We start from the raw sequence: 24,334 nt of genomic DNA, 5'->3' as shown, positions 1-24,334 counted from the left end.
GGTTCCGGGGCCGGCGCCTGCTGCGGCGCCTGGGGCGCGGGCTGCTGCGGCACGACCGGCGCCTGGACGGGCGGCGGCGTGTACTGCGGCACCTGCACCTGCGGCGGGACGTACTGCGGCATGTCGTCGGTGACCGTGGGCGGCGCGACGTGCTGCTGCGGCTTCTTGGTCGGCTTCTTCGCGGGGGCCGAGGCCTTGATCGCGGAGTCGATCGAGGTCGACAGGCGTGCGATGCGCGCGTCGATCTCCGCCCGGTCTTCCTTGTTCGCGATCGGCGTCAGGGTGGCCTGGGCGCGCTTCATCAGCTCGCGGGCCTGGGTCGGTTTGCCCGCGGCCAGCGCCTGCTCGGCCTTGGCCAGGGTGCCCTGGGCGTCGAAGGCGGCCTGGGTCTGAACGGCCTTCGACGGATGGGCGACCTTCTTGATGCCCCACAGCGCGTCGTTCGGGTTCGCCCCCTCGGACAGGATGCTCAGGCCGCCGAGGGCCACGACCATCGCGGCCGCGGCACCGGCCACGAGGCGCAGCCGTCGACCGACACGACGGTCGGGCTGCCGCTGGGCGGCGCCGGCCGCGATCGCGTGCTCGACGTCGTCGACGGTGATCCCACTCTCGAGCGGCACCTCGTGAACGCCGGCGCGCCAGCCGGCGAGCAGCTCGGCCAGCTCGTAGTCCACGGCCGTGTCGGCGACGACCGGCAGGCCGAGGCCGAGCGCCTCGAGCATCTCGTCGTCGCGCGTGATCGACGCGACGTCGAGGTCGGCGACGCCGCCATTGGGCTCGTCGGGTGTCAGATCTTTCATCTGCCCTGCCCTCCCTGATTGTCGTGCTTGAGTTCTTCGCGCAGTTTCGCCAGCGCGCGATGCTGGGCCACCCGGACGGCTCCCGCCGTCGATCCCACCGCGTCGGCGGTTTCATCGGCGGTCAGCCCGACGACGAGCCGGAGGATCAGGATCTCTCGCTGCTTCTCCGGCAGTGTCGCCAGCAAAGCCGACATCCGACGATTGCCGTCCGCGTGGAGGGCGTGCTGCTCCGGGCTGTCGAGGAAGTTGGCAAGCTCGGGCAACTCATCGGTGGGATCGGCTTTGGACCGGCTGACCACCCGCATCGCGTCGGCGACCTTGTGTGAGGCGATTCCGTAGGCGAATGCGAGGAACGGGCGACCTTCGTCGCGGTACCTCGGCAGCGCCGTCATCACCGCCATCAACGCCTCCTGCGCGATGTCGTCGGCGGAGAACAGGTGGCGTTCTCCGACTCCGATCCGTCCTCGGCAATAACGCAGGATCGGCTCCTGCACGCTCGCGAGAACGGAGGCGAGCGCTTCCCGGTCGCCCTGGGCTGCCGCCCGGACGGCCGCGTCGAGCGCGTCACCTGTGAGTTTCATCGTCAGCTGCAGTTCCTGTGTTACAAGGCCTTTCGCGCCATCGGAAATCCCCCGAGCGCAGACTCGACCAGACTATCCGCCGTCGACGGCGCTGCCGAATTCCGGCGCGCGGAAGAACCCGGATTCGGTCAGTGACTCGGCCGTCTCGTCGACGCGGCGCCGGGCGTCGGAGTCGGAGCCCAGCCCGGCCAGCAGCTGCCACGCGGCCCACTGCAGGGGCAGCAGTGCGAGGGCGCCGGCGTCGTCGACCACGGCGCGCGCCCGGGTGGTCGCCTCGACCGTGTCACCGCACGCGGCCGCCGCGGCGGCGGCGATCAGGCTGGTCTTGATCCGGTGATGCGACGACGGGCAGTCGGCGGCGGCCGTGACTGCGGCGAGCGCCTCCTGCCGACCGCGCTCCCCCTCGCCGCGGTAGAGGGCGTTCTCGGCGGCGACCCACAGTCGGCGCAGTCGCAACCGCCCGTCGAGGTGCCAGTCGTCGGTCTCGGCCGGGGCCGCGAGAACGTCGGCCGCCTCGTCCAGCAGGCCCGTCGACGCGTCGAAGCGCCCCAGACCGAGGTTGTCGGCCGCGAGTCCGATCAGCGCGTCGGCCAGCGCGGCGCGCGGCCACCCGGAGACCGGTGGCGGCCCGGCGGCGTCGACGGCCGTGTAGACGGCTCGTCCGTCGAGGCGGTGGGCGAGGTCGTGCCGGCCGGACTGGCGCAGCCAGGATGCCCGGGTGCTCTGGGCGAGGGAGACCAGTGCCCGATCGTCGGGGTCGCGAGAGGGGCCGACCGCGTCGTCGAGGTCGCTGAGAATCTCGCGGGCTTCGGCGATGTCGCCGCGGTGGCCGACCTGCACCGCGCGCTGCCACAACCCACTCGTCGACGCCGCCGGAGACATGCGAAACACGCTATCGGAGGTGATATCGGGCCGCATTCCAGTATCACGTCGAAACGCTTCTGACCAGTGACGGGAATGTTAATTTCCTGGGAATTTTTGCTATTCGCGATTTGCAATTCATTAAATTGACTTCTGTCGTGGCGCGTGTTTACTGTGGCCGCATGAGCGCCCCACAAGGGAGCTCGACAGTGAACCCAGACAAGGAGACACCATGTCGATTCCAGCGCTACCGGGTCCTAACGCCGACATCTGGGATTGGCAGCGTCTCGGCACCTGCCGCGGCGAGGCATCCTCTGTCTTCTTCCACCCCGACGGCGAGCGGGGACGTGCGCGAGCGCGCCGCGAACAGCGTGCCAAGGAGCTCTGCCACAGCTGTCCCGTCCTCGCGCAGTGCCGCGAGCACGCGCTGCGGGTCGGCGAGCCGTACGGCATCTGGGGCGGCCTGGGCGAGACCGAGCGCGCCATGATCCTCAAGGGCCGCGGCCGCCGCGGCAACCTGGCCGGCTGACGCCGGCCGTCCACGACAAAAGAGTCCGCCCCGGGTTCCCTTCGGAACCCGGGGCGGACGTCGTCGTGCGGTCTTAGCCGACGACGGCGAGAACGTCGCGCGCCGACAGGATCAGATAATCCTGGCCGTCGTACTTGATCTCGGTGCCGCCGTACTTGCTGTAGATCACGGTGTCGCCCTCAGCGACGTCCACCGGGATCCGCTTTTCGCCGTCCTCGTCCCAGCGACCGGGGCCCACGGCGATGACCTTGCCCTCCTGGGGCTTCTCCTTCGCCGTATCCGGGATCACCAGGCCAGAAGCGGTGGTGGTCTCGGCTTCGAGAGCCTGGACCAGGATCTTGTCCTCGAGCGGCTTGATGTTCACACTCGCCACGATGTGAGTCCTCTACTTTCATTCCTGAACGAAAAACGATGACGTTTGTGGCCCTGCTCGGACAAACCCCCGCCGTCGCGGGTGAACGAGGGCTTCTCACAGTGCCAACTAGCACTCTATACCCGAGAGTGCCAGCACTCAAGGTCGACCGGTGCCGATGGCATCGACACGGGTCAGCGGGCCTGCGGTCGGACCACCATCATCATCGACGTCCCGTTCTGGGTGCCGTAGACCAGACCCGAACGCGGATCCAGCGCAAGGGTGTGCACGTGGCCGGGCACCCGGACCTTGGCGATCGTCTGCAGCGAATCGGCGTCGAGCACGAGCAGCGTCTTGCGGAACATCGTGGTCACGTAGAGGAGCCGGCGCTGCGGATCGACCACCATCGAGGACGGGGTCGAATTCGTCTTCACGACCTTGACCACCCGCAGCGAGTGGGGATCGATGGCGGCGAGGCGGCCGCTGACGAAGCTGGCGATGAAGACCCGGCCCGTCGCCGGATCGACCTGCGCGCGCGAGTTGCGCGTCGCCGCGATCTTGCCGACCAGGCGGTTGGTGCGCGTGTCGATGACGCCGATGTAGTTGCGCCGCTTCTGAACCGCGTCGTTGTTCCCCGCGTAGACGCGCGACCGCGCGGGGTCGTGGACGAGCAGGGTCGGCCGGACCGTGGCGATCGACCCGACGATCCGCCGCGTTGCGGTGTCGATCACCACGACCTTGTCCTTGCTGAAGAGCGACGCCCACGCCCGTCCGGCGTTGTCGGTGACGACGCCCATGGGATGCGATCCCGGCAGGATGGCGACCAGGTTCTTCGGGCCGGTCCAGCGAGCGTCCATGCCGAACACGCTCAGCCCGTTGGCGTGGGCGCTGGTGGTGACGACGCGCCGGTTCACCGTGTCCAGGGCCATCCCGTCGGGGATCTGCCCGACGGGCAGCACGAACGGCCCGTAGGTGAACGGTCCCGTCGGCTGGCCGGCGAGGTCGATGTGTCGCACCGGCCGCTGGGCCGCGGTGCTGAACACCGAGACGCGCGGCGGCGCGGTGTTGACCACCCGGTGCTCGATGCTCAGCGGCAACGCGTTGTCGGCGATGTAGAAGGACCCGCTGGCGGGGTCCAGCGCGAGCTGTCCGCCGGTCGTGGTGCCGGTCGGGACCTGGCCGAGGTGAAAGCCCCACTTCGGTGCGGCGTCGGCCGCCGCGGTGGGCGACACCAGCAGGGCCGCCGCACAGGCGGCGACCGCCACCGGCAGTGATCGGTTGCGCAGGCGCATTCTCATCGGACTTCCCTTCTCGTCGTCGGCGGCACGGGGTCGCGCCGGCCGTGGCGATGACGCTCGCCGGTCGCCCGCTTGGCCTTCAGGCGCTTGGCCTTGGCCCGCTTGGCATTGAGTTGCCGCTGCTGCAGCCGTTGCTCGGCCGGCGTCAGCGGTTCGGGCTGCACGGCGTCGTCCTTGCGCACCTCGGCGCCGCGACCGGTGCCGGTCGTGTCGTCCTCGCGGAAGCACATCGAGCGCACCACGTTGTGGAAGTTGACCAGCCCGTGCACGAGCGGAAGGTTCAACGACACGACCGCCATGCGGGTGAAGGACACCGCCCCCAGCTCGCCGCCGACCGGCAACCACGGGAACACGGCGCGCAGGATCGTGCCCTCGACCTGGCCGCCGACGAATCCGAACAACCAGAGCGACACGTAGTAGACGTAGTAGGCCGCGGTCAGCGACTTGGTCACCGTCAGGTCGGCGAGCGACACCGTCTCGGTGAAGTCGGCCCCCTCGGCCCGGTTGTGGTTCAACCCGATCAGGACGTCGAAGGGCGCGCCCCCGACGAACGGGATGGCCAACCCGGCCAAGAGCGAGGCCATCTGCTCGGTGAAATCGAAGTCGGCCGGATCGGCCGGGATCAGGTTGTGGGGGATCCGCGTCGCCCGCATCCGCGCGAGGATGTCCGCGCTCGCCGCCCGCACCTGGCGCTTGCGCGCCTGGTCGGGAAAGAGACTCTCGACGTGGTCGGCCGTCCGCCGCACGATACGGCTCAGCGGCAGGCTGCTGACCGGCTTGCAGGTCTCCGCATCCGCCAGGGCCAACTGATCGGCCGCGTCTTTGATGATCTGCGGGACCGGGATGTCGTACTTGACCGTGTCACTCGGCTTGCCGGCCGCGTCGCGCTGCTCGGCGGTCACTCGGGCGACGCATTGGTTGATGAATGCGTTCGAGATGGCCTGGTAGACGTAGGTCGCGACGATCTGCCACCCGGAGAAGCCGAGGTTGAGCAACGCGTTGAACGACGTCAGTCCCGTGAGGTAGCTGCTGATGAAGCCCCACAGCGTCGTCGGCAGGGGCCCGGCCGCGGGCAGCGGGAAGATGGTGTTGTCGCCGGCACCCACCATCGAGCCGGAGTACGGCAGGAAGGCGGTCGCGACACGCAGCGGGACCACGGCCGTCGCGAAGATGTACAGCCAGGCCGTCTCGACGGCCTGCTGCAGGGTGATGTTCTCCAGCGCGATGGCTTCGTTCTGCTTGCCGTCGCGAATCTTGAGCAGGCTCTCGACGATCCACGCCGACGCGGCGGTGCGATACCGCGCGCCACCGCCCTTGTTCCGGTCGGCACCGCGGGCCATCGGGTTGTTCGAGACCGCGAGCGTCGACACATGAATGCGCTTCATGTCCCGGTGCGCGACGGCCTTTGCCGCCTTCGCGTGCTCGCGCAGTTCGGGGGGAAGCATCGGGAAGATGCCCTCCCAGAGCGAGTCGTAGACGACGCCGAGGGTGGTGAACTCGCCGGAGACGCACACGGTCGCCCTGTTCCGGTTGTCCCGCAGGACGGGCAGCAGCGACCGCGGCGATTCGGCGATGCGGTCGATGCGCTCCTGGTAGGTCTCGAACGTCGGCTCGACCTTCTTGGCCACCGGGGACCGATAGAGGAAGGCGGGGTTCTGGGTGACCGCGGCCGCCGACCCGTTACCACCGATGAACGCCGCGACGAAGACGCCCAGCGTCGCCACCGCGGTCGCCCGCAGCCATCCGCGCCGCGCACCCCTCCAGCCGCCCATCAAGGCTCCCCCACCGTCGAATCCACCCTGCGCACCGAGCAGGCTCTAAGTAAATACTCAGTAAATTGTGGGTAGCCTAACCTTAAGTAGTTGCGTCGACGCAAGCAGAGTGGCTGACGTCACACCCTCGGAGGTCGGCGCCGGGGACAACCGATGGTGAGTTAGGCTTACCTACATGACTCTTCGCCACACTCGTCTCGCGCGGACCGGCAGTGTCGTCGCCGCAGTCGCCGTGTCAACCGTCGTCGTCCTGCCGGCCTCCGCACACGCCGCTCCCGGCTACGCGCTGAGCAGCGTGCCCGCCGGTGTCGTCAGCGGCGGCGAGATCGCCCTGGACCAGGGGCGCCAGCAGATCTTCATCGCCGACAACAACGATTCGATGCGCACCACCGGGAGCAACTTCATCCCGAGTGATCACCCGGTGAAGCCGAAGGTCGAGGTCTTCAGCACGACCGCCAACCGTCCGGTGCGCGGCATCGACCTGTCCAACCAGCCGCAGGGCCTGATGATGATCGGCCCGGTGGAACTCATCCCGGCCGCCCAGGTCCCCGACGGCCTGGCGATCGACCCCAAGCGCGGCCGCGTCCTGGTCACCAACGCCCACGCCAGTGGCGTCACCGTCTTCGGCATGAACGCCCGCGCGGTCACCCCGCGCAACCTCACCTCGATCCGCTACTCGCACCCGATGGGCGCTGTCGTGAACCCGACCACCGGTCGCTTCTACGTCGGTCTCAACGGGACCGGGAAGGTCGGCATCTTCAGCTCGGCCGGCCGCCTCGTCGGCGAGATCCCCAACCTGAACAAGGCGTCCTTCCTCGACGTCGACGCCTCGCGCAACCGGCTCTACGTCGGCAACGCCGACTATGAGGCCAAGAAGGACAACTTCGTGGCGGTCATCGACCTGCGCACCAATCGGATCATCAAGAAGATCAAGACGCCGTCGAACACTCGCGTGAAGGTCGATCCGAGCACCGGCCGCGTCTGGGCGAACAGCTACGACACCGGCAAGATCTCGATCATCGACCCGAACTCGCTGCGCGTCGTGCAGACCATCGACACCAAGACGACGCCGGCCAAGCTCGCCATCGATTCCTCGCGCCGCCGCGTCTACAGCGCCAACCTGCAGAAGAAGTCGATCACCGTGTTCAACGCCGATACCGGTGCGATCCTCGCGACGATCCCGACCGGCAAGGCCGCTCCCCACACGGTCGCCGTCGACCAGGCCACCGGCGTGGTCTACGCGAGCCAGCACATCGGCAGCAAGCTGATCGTCCTGCGGCCCAACTAGGGCACGCTCGGCGAGACTCTGGGCACGCTCGGCGAAAATCCGGGCACGCTCGGCGAGATTCTGGGCACGCTCGGCGGAAGTCAGGACAGGTCGGTCAGCGCCTGTCGGGCGATCGACGCCAGGAATCGCGCACCCGGCTCGATGATGTCGTCGTTGAAGTCGTAAGCGGGGTTGTGCACCGCCCCCGATTCGGCGGTGATGGGCCCGTTTCCGATGAACGCGTACGCGCCGGGGATCTGCTGCAGGAAGAAGGCGAAGTCCTCGGCCGCCAGGATTCCCGCGCAATTGGGGTCCACGCGGTCGTCGCCGACGACGGTCGCCGCCACACGCGCCGCGCGGGCCGCCGCGGCCGGTTCGTTCACCGTGCACGGATAGCGGCGCTCGTAGGTCACGTCGACGTGCACCCCGTGGACCGTGGCGATCGACGCCGCGATCTCCCCCACCAACCGCTCGATCTGATCGCGCGCGTCGGCGTCCAGGCACCGCGCGGTGCCGCGCAGCCGTGCGGTCGGCGAGATCACGTTGTTGGTGGAGCCGGCGGTGAACTGGGTGATCGAGACGACGGCGAGGACCGCCGGGTCCAGGCGCCGGGACACGATCGTCTGCAGTGCGGTCACCAGCGCCGCGCCCGCGACGATGACGTCACCGGTCAGGTGCGGTGCCATCGCGTGGCCGCCGGCCGCACTGAGCACGATGTCCAGGTCGTCGAAGGAGGCCAGCTGGGTCCCCGGGCGCACCGCGAAGTCGCCGGCCGGGATGCCCGGGATGTTGTGGATCCCGTAGATCTCCTGGATGCCGAACTTCTCGAGCACGCCGTCGGCGATCATCGCCGGCGCACCGGCGGCGCCCTCTTCGGCGGGCTGGAACACCAGCACGACGGTGCCGGCGAAGTCGGGTTTGCCGACCAGCAGCTCGGCGGCGCCGAGCAGCATGGCGCAGTGCCCGTCGTGCCCACAGGCGTGCATTACACCCTCGGTCTGCGAGGCGTGCGGGCGCGGCAGCTCCTCGGTGATGGGCAGGGCGTCCATGTCGGCGCGCAGCCCGACCACGGGGCCGGGGGCCGATCCGGTGATCACCCCGACCACCCCGGTTCCGCCGATGCCGGTGGTGACCTCGATGCCAAGTCCGCGCAGGCGGTCGGCGATCACACCGGCGGTGCGGTGTTCGGCGAAGGCCAGCTCGGGGTGGGCGTGCAGGTCGCGCCGCAACGCGCGCAAGCCGTCCAGGTCCAGTGCGCTATTCACCCCTGCCACGCTAGGCCATTCGCGGGATGACCAGCGGCGTGTGGGACTCCGGATCGTCGACGATGCGGCACGGCAGGCCGAAGACCTCTTTGACGACGGCCTCGGTGACGACGTCGGCGGGGGCACCCTGCGCGACGATGCGGCCGTCGCGCATGGCGACGACGAAGTCGGCGTAGCGGCACGCCTGGTTGAGGTCGTGCAGCACCGCGACGACGGTCCGGCCCTGCTCCCGGTTGAGCGACCGGCACAGTTCGAGCAGTTCGATCTGGTGGGCGATGTCCAGGAAGGTCGTGGGCTCGTCGAGCAGGATCAGCGGGGTCTGCTGCGCCAGGACCATGGCGACCCAGACGCGCTGTCGCTGGCCGCCGGAGAGCTGGTCGACGCGGTGGTCGGCCAGATCGGTCGTGCGGGTGGCCGCGAGCGCCTCGGCGACGACCCGCTCGTCGTCGGGCGACCAGTTGCGCAGGAATCCCTGGTGCGGGAAGCGGCCGCGCGCGACGAGCTCGGCGACGCGGATGTCCTCCGGCGCCGACGACGACTGCGGCAGCAGTCCGAGGACCTTGGCGACCTCGCGCGGGGCGTAGGAGTTGATCGCCTTGCCGTCGAGCACCACTTCGCCGCTGCGCGGGGCGAGGACGCGCGCCAGCGCCTTGAGGAGGGTCGACTTGCCGCACGCGTTCGGACCGATGATCACGGTGAACCGATCGTCGGGGATCGCCAGGCTCAAATCGTCGACGATCGTCTCGTCGTCGTAGCCGAGCACGAGGTCCCGGGCGCTCAACCGGTCGTGGGGACTAGGCACGCGAACGCCTCATCTCTGTGTAGAGCAGGTAGCAAAGGTAGACACCGCCGACGCACACCGTGACGACGCCGACGGGCAGTGAACCGCCGACCAGCGCGGAGACGCGCTGGGCGACGATGTCGCTGACGAGGAACAGCAGAGCGCCGACGAGAGCCGTGATGGTCCACGGGGTGTGACCGGAGCGGCACAGCCGTCGGGCGATGTGCGGGGCCGCCAGCGCGACGAAGGCGACCGGGCCGGCGATGGTCGTGGCCACGGCGATCAGGGCGACGCCGATGACCGGCAGCGCGACCGCGACGAGCCGCGTCTGCGCGCCGAGGGCGCGCGCCAATTCGGGTCCCAGCTCGATGATGCGGGCCCGTCGACTCAGCATCGCCAGCAATCCCATCAGCACGACCGCAATCACGAACGCCGGCAGCAGATAGGACCAGTTGCGCGCGATCGGGGTGTCCAGGGTGCCCGCGCCCCACTGGGCGACCAGCATTGCGTCGTCGAGGTCGGCGCGAAGGATCAACCAGTAGTTGACCGCGGCGAGCATGGCGCTGATCGCCACGCCGGTGATGACCAGGCGGAAACCGCCGACCCCGCGCCGATAGGCGAGCAGGTAGACAATCCCGGCGGTGAGCAGGCCGCCGATCAGCGCGAACGCCGACATCCCGGCGAAGCCGAGGCCGATCACCAGGGAGGCGATCAACGCGCCCGTATACGAGCCGACGCCGAAGCCGATGAGATCGGGACTGCCCAACGGGTTGCGGGTGAGCAGTTGGAAGATCCCGCCGGACAGCGCCATGGCGGCGCCGAGGACCACGGCGGCGCAGACGCGGGGCAGTTGCAGCCCACGCACGGCGTACTGCGCGAATTGGTCTCCCCCGCCGGTCAACCCGTCGACCAGCTGGTGCAGGCCGACGCCGTCGTCACCGGCGACGAGTCCGAACCCGACCGCGACGACCAGGGCCACCGCCAGCACGGTCCCGACGATCAGCGAGCGCTGGTCGAACCGTTCGGAGGCCCCGCCGAGCCGGACGACGCGCTGCGGACGGCCGAAGTCGATGGTCGCGGTCATTGCGCGGACCTCGCCGAGTTGCGCACCAGAAGGATCAGGATCGGTGCGCCGACGAAGGCGGTCACGATCCCGGCGGGCATCTTGTCCTCGTTGAAGAGTCGCGCGACGACGTCGGCCGAGAGCAGCACCAGCGCACCGACGAGGATGGCGAAGGACACCGCCCACCGACCGGTGACGCCCAGGGCGAGCCGGATGGCGTGCGGCACCATCAGGCCGACGAAGCCGATCGGGCCGGCGGCGGCAGTGGCCGCACCGGCCAGCACGGTGGCGGCGGCCAGTGCGATGAGGCGGATGCGCCCGACGCGGACGCCGAGCGCGGTGGCCATCTCATCGCCCATGCCGATCACGTCGACGGCGTGGGCGATCGCGTAGGACACCGCGATCCCGACGAGGATGAACGGCGCCACCCATGCGGCGACCACCCATCCGCGGCCGGTCACCGAGCCGACCTCCCAGATGCGCATCGCGTCGAAGGCGTTGGGCCACATCAGCGAGATGCCGCGCACCGCACCGGTCAGCACGGCCGTGAGGGCGATGCCGGCCATCGTGACCCGCAGCGGGGTGAGCGGTCCGCGGCCGGCGGTGCCCAGGAAGTAGACGAGGATCATCGACACCACCGCACCGGCGAATGCGAACCACACGTAGACCCAGATCTGGGTGAGGCCGAGCAGTCCGCCGACGATGGTGATGGCCAGTGCGGCACCGGCGTTGATGCCGAGGATGTGCGGATCGCCGAGCGGGTTGTTCATCAGCCGCTGGATGAGCAGTCCGGCCACGCCGAGGGCGGCGCCGACCAGGATCGCCAACACCCCGCGCGGCAACCGCCCGTCGGTGGTGTCGGTGACCGCCAGGGCGTCGTAGCCGCTGCCGCCGCCGAAGAGCGCCTCCCACACGACGTGCGGGCTGACGTTGCGCGCGCCGACGAACAGGCTCAGCCAGGCCAGTCCCAGCAGGACCGCCAGCAGACCCAGCCACACGACCGCCAGCCGCAGATCCCGCCGCCGGCCGCCGCGGGTCTCCTCGAGCTCGGGCCCGACCCGCGTCGCGGTCACCGGGCGCCCGCCCGCACGGCGGCGAACAGGTCGTCGAGCGTCGGGGACTGCGCGACCGTCTCGAAGTCCAGGCCCGCCGCGCCGGCCGCGCGCCACTTGTCCAGCAGGGCCATCAGCTGCAGCGAGTCGATGCCGATGTCGGCGAGCATCAACGTCCCGGTCAGCGCCGCAGGGTCGACCATCAGCTTGTCCGCGAGGTCGGCGCGCAGACGGTCCGGGTCGAAGGGGTCGGCGTCGGCCGCCGGGGGCGCGGCCGCCTCCTGCTCGGCTTCCTTGCGCTGGTCCTTCTTGCTGATCTTGCCGACGGCCGTCGTGGGGAACTCGTCGACGACGAGCACGTCGTCGGGAATCTTGAAGCGCGCCAGGCCGGCCTCGCGCAGAAAGCCGCGCAGCGCGAACTCGTCGGGCACCTCGCCGGCGTCGACGGCGGCCGTGGCCGGGATGACATAGGCGACGATGCGTTCACCGAGCCGCTCGTCGGGGGCGCCGACCACCGAGGCGTCGCGGACGCCGGGGTGGGTGAGCAGTACGCCCTCGACCTCGGTGGGTGCGATCTTCTCCCCCGCGCGGTTGATCTGGTCCTTGTCGCGGCCGACGACGGTGAGATAACCCTGATCGTCGCGGACGACCCGATCGCCGGAGCAGTAGAAGCCGTCGGCGGTAAAGGACTCGGGTGCGGCCCCGCCCCAGTACTCCCGGATCGTGTACGGACCGCGCGTCTGCAGGCTGCCCTCCTGGCCGTCGGGCACCGGCTCGCCGTCGGCGTCGACGACGCGGACCTCGTCGCCCGGGCTGATCGGGCGCCCCTGGGTGCTGACGATGCGCTCGAAGTCGTCGTCGAGGCGGGTGTAGTTGACCAGTCCCTCGGCCATGCCGAAGACCTGCTGCAGCGTGACCGACCCGAAGAGGTCGGGGACGCGCCGCGCGACGGTCTCGGCCAGCTTGGCGCCGCCCACCTGCAGCACCCGCAGCGACGACACGTCGTGTCGACCGGCCTCGGGCGAGTCGAGCCAAGCCGCGACCAGCGGCGGCACCGCCGACAGTTGGGTGATGCGCTGCCGGGCGATCGCCGAGAGCACCGTGCGCGCATCGGTCCCAGGCACCATGACGATGCGCGAACCGGCGTACAGCGCACCCAGGATGCCGGGGCTGCTCATCGTGAAGTTGTGTGAGGCCGGCAGCACGACGCCGAACACCGACGAGCCGTCCAGGCCGCAGATGCGCGCCGATTCGCGCACCGAGTACAGGTAGTCGTCGTGAGTGCGGCCGATCATCTTCGGGGCGCCGGTGGTGCCGCCGGACAGCTGCAGGAAGGCGGTGTCCGACGGGGCACCGGACCGGTTGGTGGAAGCGGCGTCGTCGCTGCGAATCGCGGCGAGCGGATCGGGCGCGGAGAGCTCGGCCACGACCGTGGCGAAGCCACGCCCGTCCGAGGTCGTCGGGCGGGTCCTCGCCAGGTGCTCGGCGTGGGCGCGGTAGTCGGTGCCGCCGAAGGCGTCGACGGTGAGGAAGGCGGCCGCATCGGCGCGGGTCACCAGATCCTCGAGTTCGGCGACGCTGTGGCTCGACAGTGCGAAGACCGGCAGGACACCGGCGTCGAAGAGCGCGAAGATCACCTCGACGTAGTCGACGACGTTCGGGAACTGCACCACCGCACGATCCCCCGGGCGCAGGTCGAGCCGCTCGACCAGGCCGTTCGCGAGGCGCCGCGAACCGTCCAACAGTTCGCGGTAGGTCAGGGTGCGTCGCTCGTCGCGAACCGCCTCGGCATCGGGGTGCGCGGCCGTCGAATCCTCGAGCATCGACGTGTGCGTCTGCCCGATCCAATAGCCGGCGGCCCGGTACTGTTCGGCCACGTCGGGGGGATATCCAGCCACCAGGCGATCCTAAACCATAGGCTAACCTAAATAGTCACCCCCACGATCGGAAGCCCCGCCCCTTGCACGACGAACTCACCGCCGCCCAGCTCGCTGTGTGGTTCGCCCAGCTCCAGGTCGCGGACGCACCGGTCTACCAGTGCGCCGAGCGGATCGAGATCGTCGGCGACTTCGACGCCGACCGCTTCGCGCAGGTCCTCGCCGACCGGCTCGCCCGGGTGCCCGCACTCAACGCCCGCTACGCCGACGACGGCGCCGGTCCGCGGGTGCAGCCGGTCGAGCGGATGCACCCCGTCACGGTCCTGGACGCCACCGCCGAGGAGCTCGACGCGATCATCGAGCGGGCCATGACCACGGCACCCATCGCCGCAGAGATCACCGGCGACCAGCTGTCCGGGCAGCATGTCGTGCGCCTGGGCCCCGACCGTCACGTGTGGATCACCCGCATCCACCACATCGCCGTCGACGGCTACTCCTTCGCCCGGCTGCTGCGCTGGATCGCCGACAGCTACACGGCGGCCGCGGCCGACGAACCGCTGCCCGATTCCCCCTTCAGCGAGCCGCAGAAGGACCCCGAGCCGGCAGCGCAGGACGCCGCGTTCTGGGCGGACTACGTCGACACGGCCCGTCCGGCCTCGGTGTCGCGCGCCGAGCCGGCCCTGGCGCACCGCCGCGCCCACCGGATCACCCGCCGCCTGGCGCCGCGCACCACCGCCACCGATCGCGGCTGGGCCGAGTCGCTGATGGCGACGCTGGCCGCCTACGTCGGCGCCTACTCCGGTGAGTCGACGGTGACGCTCGGCGTGCCGTGGGCCAACCGCAAACTGGGTGCCCCGGCGACCATGCAGCCGGAGGTGAACATCCTCCCGCTGCGCCTGTCGGTGTCCCCGACGATGACCATCGACGAGCTGATCGCCGCCGTCGCCGCCGAACTGCGCGACGTCCGCCCGCACGTCGGCTACCGCGCCGACCGCCTGCGGCGCGACCTCGGGCTCGTCGGCGCCGACACCCCGCTCTACGGGCCCGGCGCCAACCTCAAGTTCTTCACCCCGCAACTGCGGTTCGGCGACGCGACCGGCACCGTCGGCAACATCGCCATGGGGCCGGTCGACGACCTCACCCTCACCGGCTCGCCCCAACCAGACGGCGGGTTCGTGCTCGAGGTCGAGGCCAACCCGCAGCGCTACACCCTCGAGGAGACGACCGCCCACGCCGAGCGATTGACCGCCCTGCTGTCGCAGATCGGCTCCGACGACGGCACCGTGCGACTCGGCTCGTTGACGGTCGCCCTCCCCGACGAGACCCGGCTCGAGACGGTGCAGCGCAATCAGACCGACGAGCCCGCCCTCGTCGCCGAAGCCGAGTCGACGACCCTGACCCGGCTGCTCGCCGATGCCGGTGTCGCGCACGCGGCCCGCACCGCGCTGGTGTGGGGAGATCGTTCCCTCACCTACGGTCGGCTGCGCGAGGCCGTCGCCGATCTGGCCGCCGCGCTGGGCGAGCACGGCGTCGGCCGCGGCGACGTCGTCGCGCTGCGCCTGACCCGCTCCCCGGAGATGGTCTGCGGCCTGCTCGCCGCCCTCGAGCGCGGGGCCGCCTACCTCCCCATCGACCCCGAGCTCCCCCAGGCGCGCATCGACGACATGCTCGACGACGCACGCGCCGCGGTGCTGCTGACGGCGCCGGCGGAGGGCACCGCGGACTGGGAGTGGGACGGGCTCACGCTGACGATTTCGCCTCGCGCGGGTCTCGATACGCCCCCTCGGCGGCACTCGACCACCGTCGCCGGCCCGCGGGACGCGGCCTACATGATCTTCACCTCCGGCTCGACCGGCCGCCCCAAAGGCGTGGTCATCGAGCACCGCAGCATCGTCAACCGGCTGCGCTGGATGGACAACACCTTCCACCTCACCCCCGAGGACCGCGTTGTCCAGAAGACGCCGTATTCCTTCGACGTGTCGGTGTGGGAGTTCTTCTGGCCGCTCATCAGCGGCGCGACGCTGGTGCTCGCGACACCGGGCATGGAGCGCGACAGCGCCGGTCTGGCGGCCGAGTTCGCCGAGCGGGGCGTCACGGTCTGCCACTTCGTCCCGTCGGCGCTGGCCGCCTTCCTCGCGGCCGAACCGTCGGCGGCCGAGCTGGCCGGCCTGCGCCTGATCGTGTGCTCCGGCGAGGCCCTGCCGCCCGAAGTGCTGCGGCGCGGACAGCGGCAACTGCCGGCCGCGTCGATCGACAATCTGTACGGCCCCACCGAGGCCGCCGTCGACGTCACCGAATGGGCGCCGGGGCCGGACTGGGACGGCCACGAGGTGCCGATCGGTTCGCCGATCGCCAACACCGAGACCTACGTGCTCGACTCGGCGCTGCGCCCGCAGCCGCCGGGAGCCGTCGGCGAGCTCTACCTCGCCGGCATCCAACTGGCCCGCGGCTACCTCGGCCGACCCGGGCTCACCGCGTGCCGTTTCGTCGCGAACCCGTTCCGCGCCGGCGAGCGCATGTACGCGACCGGCGACCTGGTGCACCGCGACGCCGGCGGACGGTTGGCCTACGTCGGCCGGGTCGACGACCAGGTCAAGGTGCGCGGCCGCCGGATCGAGCTCGGCGAGATCCAGGCCGCGCTCGCCGACCTTCCCGACGTCGACCAAGCCGTCGTGGTCACCCGCGACATGTCGACCGGCGGCGGGGCGTCGACCGTCATCGTCGGGTATGTCGTGGCCGCCGATGGCGCGACCGTGGACCTGGTGGACGTGCGCAGCCGACTGGCCCGGCGACTGCCCGGCTACATGGTTCCCGATGCGATCGAGGTCCTCGACGCCATGCCGATGACCCGCAACGGGAAGCTCGACCGCCGCCGCCTGCCCGAGCCCACTCTCGGTTCGGACCGCATCACCGCGCCGCGCTCCCCCGCCGAGATGGCCCTCGAGCCGCTGTTCGCCCAGGCATTGGGCCGCGACGAGGTGTCGGTGACCGACAGCTTCTTCGACCTGGGCGGCACCTCGCTGAGCGCCTCGGCGCTCGCCGCCCGCTGCCGCGAGGTACTCGGCACGGAGGTCGGGGTGGCCGATCTCTTCGCCGCGCCGTCGGTCGCCGCGCTGGCCGAACGCCTCGCCGGCGGCGAGTCGGCCGATCCCTTCGGCCGTCTGCTCACGCTGCGCGCGGCGACGCCCGGCCACCCACCGGTGTTCGCCGTCCACCCGGCCGGCGGCCTCGGCTGGTGCTACGCCGGGTTGCTGCCGGTCCTCGACCCGGGTACCGGTCTCTACGCGCTGCAGGCCGACGGGCTCGACGGCGGAGCGCTCCCCGACTCGCTGCGCACGGTGGCGACCGAGTACCTGGACGCGATCGACACCGTGGCGCCCACCGGGCCGCTGCGCCTGGTCGGCTGGTCGGTCGGCGGTGTCATCGCGCACGAGATGGCCGCCCAGGCTGCCGCGCGCGGTCGTACCGTGGACCAGGTGGTCCTGCTCGACGCCTACCCCAGCGAATGCTGGGCCGACCAGCCTCCCGCCACGCCCGCCGAGGTGCGCCGGGCGCTGCTCATCATGGCCGGGGCGGACTCCGACGCGGCCCTCGACTCCGACGACGACGTCCTCGCCGCGCTTCGCGACCACCACGCCGCGCTGGGCAGCCTGACCGTCGACCAGGTCCGCCGGATCACCGAGGTCGTCAGCCACTTCGCCGCGCTGATGCGCTCGCACGAGACGGGTGTCGTCGCCGGCGACGCCGACCACTTCGCCGCCGCCGAGTCCGCCGAGGACTTCCTCCCACCGACGGCCTGGGCACCCCACGTCGCCGGGGCGGTGCGCTACACGAGCCTGGCGGTCAACCACCCGGGGATGGTCGCGCCCGATTCACTCGCCGCCGTCGCCGACGTGCTGGAGGGCCGTCGATGACCGCGCCGCGGTTCGACTCGGCGACCCTCCGCGCGCTGATCGTGGAGGCGGAGCCCGATGACGACGCGGATGCCGTCCTCGCCGCCCTGCCCGACTGCGGCACCCCGATCGTCACCGACGACCCCCACGACCCCGGCCGCCAGCGCGTGCTGCTCGCCGTCGTCGCCGAACCGGACGCCCACGGGGTGTACGCGTGGGTCAACCGCCTCACCGACGGTCCGCACGGCGCGCAGGGGCAGCTGCGCCGGTGGGGGTCGACCGACCTCTGGTTCACCGAGCTGCACGTGCCGCGCGGCACCATGGCGACCTATCGCTTCTACCCGTATGCCGCCGACGACCCCGCGTTGCGCGACGGACAACTCGTCTACTCGCGCGACGTCGCCGACCGAGCGGTCAGCGACCCGTGCTGCCCCGACGGCGCCGAGTCGCCCTTCGGATCTGTGCTGTGCACCGACGACGCACCCGACCTGGGCGGCTGGCGCAGCCCCTCTCAGACACCGCCGGTCATCGCCGGCGGCGAGCTGGCCGCGACGACCTGGGGCGGCGACCCACACGCCCCCGCGGTGCGCTGGCGGCTCACCGCGCCGCTCGGCGGCGGGAGCGGGCCGACGCGCCTGGTCGTCCTCGTGGACGCCGACAAGTGGTTCGACACCTGTGACCTGCCCGGTGTCCTGGCCTCTCGCGTCGGCGAGCAGGACGACCCGATCGCCCTGCTCGGCATCGATGCACCGGCGGGGGCACCGGCCCGACTGGCACAGTTGGGCGCGAACCGCGAGTTCCTCTCCGTTGTCGTCGACGACGTCCTGACCGCGGCGCGCGCGGCGCTCGGCGTGTCGCGGACGACGACGATCTGGGCAGGTCAGAGTCTTGGCGGAATCGCCGCACTGGCGGCCGCAAGTTGGTTCCCGGCCTCCGTCGACGAGGTGCTCGCGTATTCTCCGTCGATGTGGTGGAAACCCGGGCTGACCGGTCGTCCCGCCGACCGGACCGACGGATCCGGTTGGATCGGCGACGAGTTGGCCGGGGCGACACCGCGCCCGGTGCGCCTCGCGGTGGGCCGCAACGAGCACCTGTTGCTCGACGCGGTCTCCGCGCTCGCCGACCGCCTGTCCGCGGCCGGCTGGCCGACGACACTGCAACGGTTCGCCGGGGGCCACGACATCGCCTGGTGGGCACACTTGCTGCTGGCCGATCTCACCACGCCGATTGGAAAGGAGGCGCAGCAATGAGGCTCGCCGTCCGCATCACCACGGCCGCCCTGGGCACCGCGCTCGCCGTCGGACTCGCGTCGTGTTCGGTCCAGCAGGCGCCGGCGCCGGTGGACGGCCGCGACTATGTCGACGCCGCCAAGCGCAAGGTCGCCATCCCCAAGCACCCGACGCGGGTCGTCACCCTCGCCGAGGGCGCCCTGGACTCGGCGCTGGCCCTGGGCGTCGTCCCGATCGGCTCGACCGCCGGCCGCGGCCAGATGGGGATCCCCGGTTACCTCGTGGCCGCCGAGGGCCAGAACCGCATTCCGGTGGTGGCCTCCACCCGCGCCCCCAACCTCGGGCAGATCCTCAAGCTCAAGCCCGACCTGATCATCGTCGACGACACCACCGGCGCCCGGCACTCCCTCGACGACCTGGGCAAGATCGCCCCCACCATCGTCGTCGCGAAGTACACCGGCGGCTGGGAGCAGTACTTCGCCGCCATGGCCGACGTCTTGGCGCGACCCGACCAGGCGCGCACGGTCCGCGACCAGGTCGACCGGCAGATCGTCGACACCAAGGCGCTGGTGGCGCAGAGCTCCAGCGACGCGTCACCGACTGCCAGCGTCATCCGCTGGTCGACCGAGGGGCCGACGATCGTCGGCGGCAATTCGCTGTCCAGTTGGGTGCTCGACCGGGTCGGTATGAAACGACCGGCCGCCCAGGAGAAGATCAACTCGGCCAACCGCGCGGGCCAGAAGATCAGCATGGAGAACCTGGACATGATCGACGCCGACTACATCTTCTTCGGCGTCCTCGGCGGCACCGACCAGGCGCGCCAGGACCTTCAGGTCGCCCAGACCAAGCCGGGCTTCGCAGCGCTGCGCGCCAGCCGCGAGGGTCACGTCTACCCGGTCGACGGCACGCCGTGGACCAGCGGCACCGGTCCCCTCGGTGTGCAGGCGGTCCTGGACGACATCACCGCCGCCTTCAAGTGATCCCCGATCGGAGACCCGTGTCGATTCCCCCCATCGCCCCGTACCGGATGGCCGACGTGTCGCCGCGGAGCACCGTCAAGCTCGATTGGCAGATCGACCCGGACCGGGCCGTGCTGCTGATCCACGACATGCAGAACTATTTCGTCGACGTCTACGAACGCGGCTCGGAGCCGCTGTCGACGGTCGTGCCGACGATCTCCCGCCTGCGCGACGCCTGCGACGAGGCCGGCGTGCCGGTGATCCTCACCGCCCAGCCGCCCAACCAGCACCCGTCACGACGCGGCCTCCTCACCGACCGCTGGGGACCGGGGATCAGCACCGAGGAGGAGGCGCAGATCATCGAGCCGCTGCGCGCCCGCCCGGAGGACATCACGATCGTCAAGTGGCGCTATTCGGCTTTCGCGCGCACCGACCTGCGCTCGCTGATGGCCCATGACGGCCGCGACCAGCTGATCATCACCGGCATCTACGCACACATCGGGTGCCTGCTCACCGCCGCCGACGCCTTCATGCAGGACGTCCAGGTGTTCTTCGTGTCCGACGGCGTCGCCGATTTCAACGCCTCCTTCCACGGTGGCGCGATCGACTACGTGAACAACACCTGCGGTGTGGCCCTGCCCGCCGACGACGTGCTGCGCGCCCTCAAGGCCGATGGCTGAGCGGCCCCTTGCCGACAAGCGGGCCCTGATCACCGGCGCCGCCGGCGGGATCGGGTCGGCCGTGGCCCGTGCCTTTACCGCGGCCGGTGCGCACGTGCTGCTCAGCGACGTCGACCCGGCGGTCGGCGACCTCGCCGGCGATCTGGACTGCCGGTCCGCAGTCGTCGACCTCACCGACCGGGGTGCGGTCACCGCGCTGGTCGACGGCGCGAGTGCTGAGCTGGGCGGTCCGCTGACCACGGTCGTGCACACCGCCGCGGTCCTGGCGAGCGGGCCGATCGGCGCGATCGACGACGACGAGTGGGACCGGCTCGTCACCGTCAACCTGACGGCGACGATGGCGCTGCTGCGCGCGGCGACGCGGACCGTCGCCGACGGCGGCTCGATCACGGTCGTGTCATCGAATGCGGCGGCCACCCCGCGCGTCGGGATGGGCGCCTACGGCGCGACGAAGGCGGCCGTCACCAACCTGGTCCGCAGCGCCGGCCTCGAGCTGGCCGCGCGGGGCGTGCGGTGCAACGTGATCACCCCCGGTTCGACCGACACCCCGATGCTGCGCGGCATGTGGCCGCCGTCCCAACCGGCCGAACAGGGCGCGGCGGCCGTGATCGCCGGCAACGCCGACCAGTTCCGACTGGGCATCCCGCTGGGCCGGCTGGCCCAGCCCGAGGACATCGCCGCGTCGGCGGTCTTCCTCGCCTCCGACGCGGCCCGACACATCACGCTGCACGACCTGCGCGTCGACGGCGGCGCCACCCTCGACCAGTAGAGACCCGGGGTCCGCCGGATGACCGAGGGCCCCCGTCGCGGATTGCTACCGTGACCGCCGTGACGCAAGCCCCCCACCGCGCAGCGGCGCTGACCCTGTCGCTCGACGTCGGGGAGCAGCCCGCCCTCACCCATCGGCGTGCCCGACTCGGCGGATTCGACGTCGACCTGCGCCTGCTCGGTTCGAGCCACCAGGTGGTCGTCACCGGACGCCACGAGCCACTGCGGGAAACCCTCGCCGACCTGCCCGGCGAGGACCCGTTCCTGCCCACCCGGTGGTGCCGCGACGGGTACACCTTCCGCGCAGACGTCGCGGCGCACGAGACATCGGCGCTGCGCATCCTGGTGCGCCTCCTCGGCGAGCAGGTCGGCGCGCCCGACTCAGTCGGCGTCCTGTGCACCCACGACGAACCGCTGGCCGTGACGGCGGTGCGCGCGGCCTTCGACGCGGCCGACGACGTGCTGCGCTGGGAGACCTGGCACACCTACCCGGCGGCCGGCGAGGTCGTCTACACCGCGAGCTCGGTCAGTAGGCGCTGATCTGGACCGACAGACCCGGATCGGTCGCCACGGTCAACGGCGACGGCGGGGCGCCACCGGCAATCACGTGCGCCCCCAGGGTCGCGATCATGACGCCGTTGTCCGTGCACAACCGCGGCTTCGGCACGCGCAGCGTGACACCCGCGGCGTCGCACCGCTCCTGTGCCAGCGACCGGATCCGGGAGTTCGCCGTCGCCCCGCCGCCGAGGACGAGCGTCGTCATGTCGAAGTCGCCGCAGGCCCGCAACGCCTTCATCGTCAACACGTCGGCCACCGCCTCCTGGAAGGAGGCGGCGACGTCGGCCATCGGCACCGCCTCGCCACGGCGCTCGCAACCCTCGACGTAGCGCGCGACCGCGGTCTTCAGGCCGCTGAACGAGAAGTCGTAGCGGGCGTCCCGCGGGCCGGTCATGCCGCGTGGAAAGGCAATCGCGGTCGGATCGCCGTCGCGCGCGAGCTCGTCGATCACCGGTCCACCCGGGTAGCCCAGGCCGAGCAACCGGGCGACCTTGTCGAAGGCCTCCCCCGCCGCGTCGTCGACGGTGGTGCCGAGTTCCTCGATCGGCGCGCCGAGATCGGTGACCCGCAGCAGGTGCGTATGGCCGCCGGAGACGAGCAGTGCGATGCACGGCGGCATCGGGCCGTGCTCGAGGGTGTCGACGGCGACGTGGCCGCCGAGGTGGTTCACCGCGTACAGCGGAACGTCCCAGGCCAGCGCGTAGGCCTTGGCGGCCGCGACACCCACCAGCAGCGCACCCGCCAGCCCCGGGCCGATGGTGACGGCGATGGCGTCGGGCTTGTCGATGTCCGCCGCGGCCAGTGCCCGGCGCATGGTCGGCGCCATCGCCTCCAGGTGGGCGCGGGAGGCGACTTCGGGCACCACGCCGCCGTAGCGGGCATGCTCGGCGACCGAGGACGCCACCTCGTCGGCGAGCAGGCGCACCGGTTCGACGGAGTCGCAGGTCCACTCGACGATCCCGACTCCGGTCTCGTCGCAGGAGCTCTCGATGCCCATCACGGTCAGGCGCTCACTCATCGGGGTTCTCCGGCATCGTGCCGCTCGCGGCGGGTCGGATCATGGTGTACGCGTCGGCCCCCGACGGCTGGTAGTAGCCCTTGCGCAGCCCGGCGCGCACGAAGCCGGCACTCTCGTACAGGCCGATCGCCGGCTCGTTGTCGACCCGGACCTCCAGGTACACCGGGGCATCGCGCCGGTCGGCGACGGCGAGCATCTCCGCCAGCAGTGCGCGCCCGATTCCCGTGCCGCGATGCGACGCGGCGACGGCGATCGTGTGGATCTCGCACTCGTGGTCGCCCGCCGGGCCCAGGATGGAGATGCCGGCGTAGCCGATCGGCGGGTCACCGAGCGCCTCGCGCGCGGCGAAGTAGCGGTTGTACGGGGCGTTCAGCTCGGCGCGGAAGGCGGCCGCGGGCCACGGCGAGTCACCGGCGAACATCTCCTTCTCCAGTTCGGCGCAGCGCGCGACGTCGGCGCGCCGCAACTCGTCGATCAGCATCGGCTCAGACCCGCTTCTTCTTCTGATCGGCGAGCTCGACGGCATCGGGGCGGCGCAGGTAGAGCGGCACCAGCGGATCGGGGTCGACACCGGACCGGAGCGCCGGCGCGGCGGCGGCGGCCAGGCCGAGGGCGTCCAGTGAGGTCTCGGCACCCGCCCACGGGTTCTCGGGCAGGAGCGAGGGCACACCGGCGACGAGGTCGATCTGCTCGTCGGCGAGCTGCTCGACGAGCGTCGCGGGCGCGACGACGCCGGGGCCGTCGACCCGGGTGCCGTCGGCGTACCGCGCCCAGTAGACCTCCCGCCGCCGCGCGTCGGTGACGAGGAGCAGCGACGATGTCGCACGCCCCCGGTCGACGGTCGCGGCGAGGGCGTCCAGGGTGCACACCCCGTGGACGGGGATCCGCAGGGCGTCGGCATACGCGGCCGCCGTGGCCATCCCGACGCGCAGTCCGGTGAACGGACCGGGCCCGCAGCCGACCACGACCGCGTCCAGGTCGCGCCCGTGCCAGGCCGCCTCGTCGAGACACTCCTTCATCAACGTCGTCAGGGTCTCGGCGTGCCGACGCTGGTCGGCGACGACCCGCGAGGCGACAACACCGATCTCGTCGTCGGCGACGACCGCCACGCCGGTGACGACGGCCGCGGTAGCGGTGTCGATGACCAGGACGCGCGTTGGATCAGCCATTCTCACCCCTCCCGGACCCAACGCCAGCACACCCGTCGCAGGTCGCTGTCGGCATCGCGGGACAGCTGGACGAGCAGATGGTCGTCGGACAGTCGCTCGGCGACACCCGCGCCCCACTCGACGACGACCACCGAATCGGTCAGGTCGGTGTCGAGGTCGAGCGCGTCCAACTCGTCCAGGAGCGCCGTCCGCCCGTCGGTACCCAGCCGATACGCGTCGACGTGCACCATGCCCGGCCCACCCGCCCGCACGGGCCGGTGCTCGCGCGCGATGACGAAGGTCGGCGACGTCACGCGGCCGGACACTCCCAGGCCCGCACCGATGCCGCGGGAGAGCGCGGTCTTGCCCGCGCCGAGCGGGCCGTCCAGGATCACCAGGTCACCGGCCTGCAGCGTCGCCGCGAGGGAACGGCCGAAGTCCTCGGTGTCGGCGACCTCGGGCAGCTCTGCGGCGCCCGATTCGCCGCGCACGACCGTCACCGCCACCGTCGCCACCAGGGGGGCCGCGGCGGTGCGACGTCGACCGGCGGGGCCGCGATGTGGTCGACGAGCGGCGGGGCGTC

At 71.2% G+C, this 24,334-nt stretch carries 23 protein-coding genes; 8 read left to right on the top strand and 15 right to left on the bottom strand.

All coding sequences use genetic code 11. The annotated features are described in order from the left end of the window. The 3 genes from QM634_RS14970 to QM634_RS14960 form a co-directional block, all read right to left on the bottom strand. On the bottom strand, positions 1-800 hold an 800-nt coding region (locus QM634_RS14970), incomplete at its 3' end, for an anti-sigma-D factor RsdA (RefSeq protein WP_415043572.1). Continuing rightward, the gene (locus tag QM634_RS14965) at positions 797-1,381 is read right to left on the bottom strand and encodes a sigma-70 family RNA polymerase sigma factor (RefSeq protein ID WP_415043571.1); all 585 of its coding nucleotides are present in this window, start codon (positions 1,379-1,381) and stop codon (positions 797-799) included. The genes QM634_RS14970 and QM634_RS14965, both read right to left, overlap by 4 nt. A 72-nt stretch (positions 1,382-1,453) precedes the next feature. After that, positions 1,454-2,263 carry a hypothetical protein gene (locus tag QM634_RS14960; RefSeq protein ID WP_415043570.1) on the bottom strand — a complete coding sequence of 270 codons (810 nt, stop codon included), beginning with the start codon at positions 2,261-2,263 and terminating at the stop codon, positions 1,454-1,456. Positions 2,264-2,474: 211 nt separating this feature from the next. On the opposite strand from QM634_RS14960, the gene QM634_RS14955 reads away from it, so the two are divergent. After that, positions 2,475-2,771 (top strand): WhiB family transcriptional regulator, encoded by a 297-nt coding sequence (locus tag QM634_RS14955; protein ID WP_415043569.1) that lies wholly within the window; start codon positions 2,475-2,477, stop codon positions 2,769-2,771. A 73-nt stretch (positions 2,772-2,844) separates the two neighbouring features. Here QM634_RS14955 and groES read toward each other — a convergent pair whose 3' ends face one another. The 3 genes from groES to QM634_RS14940 all read right to left on the bottom strand — a co-directional run bounded on the left by groES (position 2,845) and on the right by QM634_RS14940 (position 6,193). Next, the gene (groES, locus tag QM634_RS14950; protein ID WP_415043568.1) at positions 2,845-3,144 is read right to left on the bottom strand and encodes a co-chaperone GroES; all 300 of its coding nucleotides are present in this window, start codon (positions 3,142-3,144) and stop codon (positions 2,845-2,847) included. Positions 3,145-3,317: 173 nt separating this feature from the next. After that, positions 3,318-4,421 (bottom strand): YncE family protein, encoded by a 1,104-nt coding sequence (locus QM634_RS14945; RefSeq protein ID WP_415043567.1) that lies wholly within the window; start codon positions 4,419-4,421, stop codon positions 3,318-3,320. After that, on the bottom strand, positions 4,418-6,193 hold the full coding sequence (locus QM634_RS14940) for a hypothetical protein (protein WP_415043566.1): 1,776 nt from the start codon (positions 6,191-6,193) through the stop codon (positions 4,418-4,420). Before QM634_RS14940 ends, QM634_RS14945 begins: the two co-directional genes overlap by 4 nt. 175 nt (positions 6,194-6,368) lie before the next feature. Between QM634_RS14940 and QM634_RS14935 the strand changes: the two genes are divergently transcribed. After that, positions 6,369-7,481, top strand: coding sequence for a YncE family protein (locus QM634_RS14935; protein WP_415043565.1), 1,113 nt, complete (start codon positions 6,369-6,371; stop codon positions 7,479-7,481). An 80-nt stretch (positions 7,482-7,561) separates the two neighbouring features. On the opposite strand, the gene QM634_RS14930 is transcribed toward QM634_RS14935, so the two are convergent. Genes QM634_RS14930 through QM634_RS14910 form a run of 5 tightly spaced genes read right to left on the bottom strand, consistent with a single transcriptional unit; the run spans position 7,562 to position 13,519 of the window. After that, complete coding sequence (locus QM634_RS14930; RefSeq protein WP_415043564.1) at positions 7,562-8,725, bottom strand: amidohydrolase; 1,164 nt, start codon at positions 8,723-8,725, stop codon at positions 7,562-7,564. 10 nt (positions 8,726-8,735) lie between these two features. Continuing rightward, positions 8,736-9,527: an ABC transporter ATP-binding protein gene (locus QM634_RS14925; RefSeq protein ID WP_415043563.1), complete on the bottom strand. Its 792-nt coding sequence runs from the start codon at positions 9,525-9,527 to the stop codon at positions 8,736-8,738. Then, positions 9,520-10,590, bottom strand: coding sequence for a FecCD family ABC transporter permease (locus QM634_RS14920; RefSeq protein ID WP_415043562.1), 1,071 nt, complete (start codon positions 10,588-10,590; stop codon positions 9,520-9,522). Before QM634_RS14920 ends, QM634_RS14925 begins: the two co-directional genes overlap by 8 nt. Further along, a complete protein-coding gene (locus QM634_RS14915; protein WP_415043561.1) occupies positions 10,587-11,642 on the bottom strand; it encodes a FecCD family ABC transporter permease in 1,056 nt (351 codons plus the stop codon). The genes QM634_RS14920 and QM634_RS14915 overlap by 4 nt, the downstream gene beginning before the upstream one ends. After that, positions 11,639-13,519 carry an AMP-binding protein gene (locus tag QM634_RS14910; RefSeq protein ID WP_415043560.1) on the bottom strand — a complete coding sequence of 627 codons (1,881 nt, stop codon included), beginning with the start codon at positions 13,517-13,519 and terminating at the stop codon, positions 11,639-11,641. The genes QM634_RS14915 and QM634_RS14910 overlap by 4 nt, the downstream gene beginning before the upstream one ends. Before the next feature lie 62 nt (positions 13,520-13,581). Between QM634_RS14910 and QM634_RS14905 the strand changes: the two genes are divergently transcribed. The 6 genes from QM634_RS14905 to QM634_RS14880 are packed head-to-tail and all read left to right on the top strand — an operon-like array spanning position 13,582 to position 21,567. Then, positions 13,582-17,412, top strand: a complete 3,831-nt coding sequence (locus tag QM634_RS14905) for an amino acid adenylation domain-containing protein (RefSeq protein WP_415043559.1) — start codon at positions 13,582-13,584, stop codon at positions 17,410-17,412. After that, positions 17,409-18,641: an enterochelin esterase domain-containing protein gene (locus QM634_RS14900; protein ID WP_415043558.1), complete on the top strand. Its 1,233-nt coding sequence runs from the start codon at positions 17,409-17,411 to the stop codon at positions 18,639-18,641. Before QM634_RS14905 ends, QM634_RS14900 begins: the two co-directional genes overlap by 4 nt. Continuing rightward, positions 18,638-19,600: an ABC transporter substrate-binding protein gene (locus QM634_RS14895; protein ID WP_415043557.1), complete on the top strand. Its 963-nt coding sequence runs from the start codon at positions 18,638-18,640 to the stop codon at positions 19,598-19,600. The genes QM634_RS14900 and QM634_RS14895 overlap by 4 nt, the downstream gene beginning before the upstream one ends. A gap of 17 nt (positions 19,601-19,617) precedes the next feature. Next, complete coding sequence (locus QM634_RS14890; RefSeq protein ID WP_415043556.1) at positions 19,618-20,259, top strand: isochorismatase family protein; 642 nt, start codon at positions 19,618-19,620, stop codon at positions 20,257-20,259. Beyond that, positions 20,252-21,028 (top strand): SDR family oxidoreductase, encoded by a 777-nt coding sequence (locus tag QM634_RS14885; protein ID WP_415043555.1) that lies wholly within the window; start codon positions 20,252-20,254, stop codon positions 21,026-21,028. The genes QM634_RS14890 and QM634_RS14885 overlap by 8 nt, the downstream gene beginning before the upstream one ends. Positions 21,029-21,087: 59 nt before the next feature. Continuing rightward, positions 21,088-21,567, top strand: a complete 480-nt coding sequence (locus QM634_RS14880; RefSeq protein ID WP_415043554.1) for a DUF2617 family protein — start codon at positions 21,088-21,090, stop codon at positions 21,565-21,567. Here QM634_RS14880 and tsaD read toward each other — a convergent pair. From tsaD to tsaE, 4 genes are read right to left on the bottom strand one after another with little or no spacing between them, the layout of a single operon-like run. After that, positions 21,554-22,591 (bottom strand): tRNA (adenosine(37)-N6)-threonylcarbamoyltransferase complex transferase subunit TsaD, encoded by a 1,038-nt coding sequence (tsaD, locus tag QM634_RS14875; RefSeq protein WP_415043574.1) that lies wholly within the window; start codon positions 22,589-22,591, stop codon positions 21,554-21,556. The two genes, QM634_RS14880 and tsaD, sit on opposite strands and share 14 nt — an antisense overlap. A gap of 4 nt (positions 22,592-22,595) precedes the next feature. Beyond that, positions 22,596-23,084, bottom strand: a complete 489-nt coding sequence (rimI, locus tag QM634_RS14870; protein ID WP_415043553.1) for a ribosomal protein S18-alanine N-acetyltransferase — start codon at positions 23,082-23,084, stop codon at positions 22,596-22,598. Positions 23,085-23,088: 4 nt separating this feature from the next. Next, positions 23,089-23,772 carry a tRNA (adenosine(37)-N6)-threonylcarbamoyltransferase complex dimerization subunit type 1 TsaB gene (tsaB, locus tag QM634_RS14865; RefSeq protein ID WP_415043552.1) on the bottom strand — a complete coding sequence of 228 codons (684 nt, stop codon included), beginning with the start codon at positions 23,770-23,772 and terminating at the stop codon, positions 23,089-23,091. 2 nt (positions 23,773-23,774) lie between these two features. After that, a complete protein-coding gene (tsaE, locus tag QM634_RS14860) occupies positions 23,775-24,251 on the bottom strand; it encodes a tRNA (adenosine(37)-N6)-threonylcarbamoyltransferase complex ATPase subunit type 1 TsaE (RefSeq protein WP_415043573.1) in 477 nt (158 codons plus the stop codon). Positions 24,252-24,334 lie beyond the last annotated feature (83 nt).

It is taken from the genome of Gordonia sp. (in: high G+C Gram-positive bacteria) (genome assembly GCF_047606305.1).
Taxonomy (GTDB): Bacteria; Actinomycetota; Actinomycetes; order Mycobacteriales; family Mycobacteriaceae; genus Gordonia.
This window is presented reverse-complemented; position numbering and strand designations above follow the sequence as displayed.

Bases quoted from the DNA above. Each gene is read 5' to 3' on its own strand.
- QM634_RS14965 (WP_415043571.1), bottom strand. From the start codon at position 1,381: ATGAAACTCACAGGTGACGCGCTCGACGCGGCCGTCCGGGCGGCAGCC.
- QM634_RS14960 (WP_415043570.1), bottom strand. From the start codon at position 2,263: ATGTCTCCGGCGGCGTCGACGAGTGGGTTGTGGCAGCGCGCGGTGCAG.
- QM634_RS14955 (WP_415043569.1), top strand. From the start codon at position 2,475: ATGTCGATTCCAGCGCTACCGGGTCCTAACGCCGACATCTGGGATTGG.
- QM634_RS14945 (WP_415043567.1), bottom strand. From the start codon at position 4,421: ATGAGAATGCGCCTGCGCAACCGATCACTGCCGGTGGCGGTCGCCGCC.
- QM634_RS14940 (WP_415043566.1), bottom strand. From the start codon at position 6,193: ATGGGCGGCTGGAGGGGTGCGCGGCGCGGATGGCTGCGGGCGACCGCG.
- QM634_RS14935 (WP_415043565.1), top strand. From the start codon at position 6,369: ATGACTCTTCGCCACACTCGTCTCGCGCGGACCGGCAGTGTCGTCGCC.
- QM634_RS14920 (WP_415043562.1), bottom strand. From the start codon at position 10,590: ATGACCGCGACCATCGACTTCGGCCGTCCGCAGCGCGTCGTCCGGCTC.
- QM634_RS14900 (WP_415043558.1), top strand. From the start codon at position 17,409: ATGACCGCGCCGCGGTTCGACTCGGCGACCCTCCGCGCGCTGATCGTG.
- QM634_RS14895 (WP_415043557.1), top strand. From the start codon at position 18,638: ATGAGGCTCGCCGTCCGCATCACCACGGCCGCCCTGGGCACCGCGCTC.
- QM634_RS14885 (WP_415043555.1), top strand. From the start codon at position 20,252: ATGGCTGAGCGGCCCCTTGCCGACAAGCGGGCCCTGATCACCGGCGCC.
- rimI (WP_415043553.1), bottom strand. From the start codon at position 23,084: ATGCTGATCGACGAGTTGCGGCGCGCCGACGTCGCGCGCTGCGCCGAA.
- tsaB (WP_415043552.1), bottom strand. From the start codon at position 23,772: ATGGCTGATCCAACGCGCGTCCTGGTCATCGACACCGCTACCGCGGCC.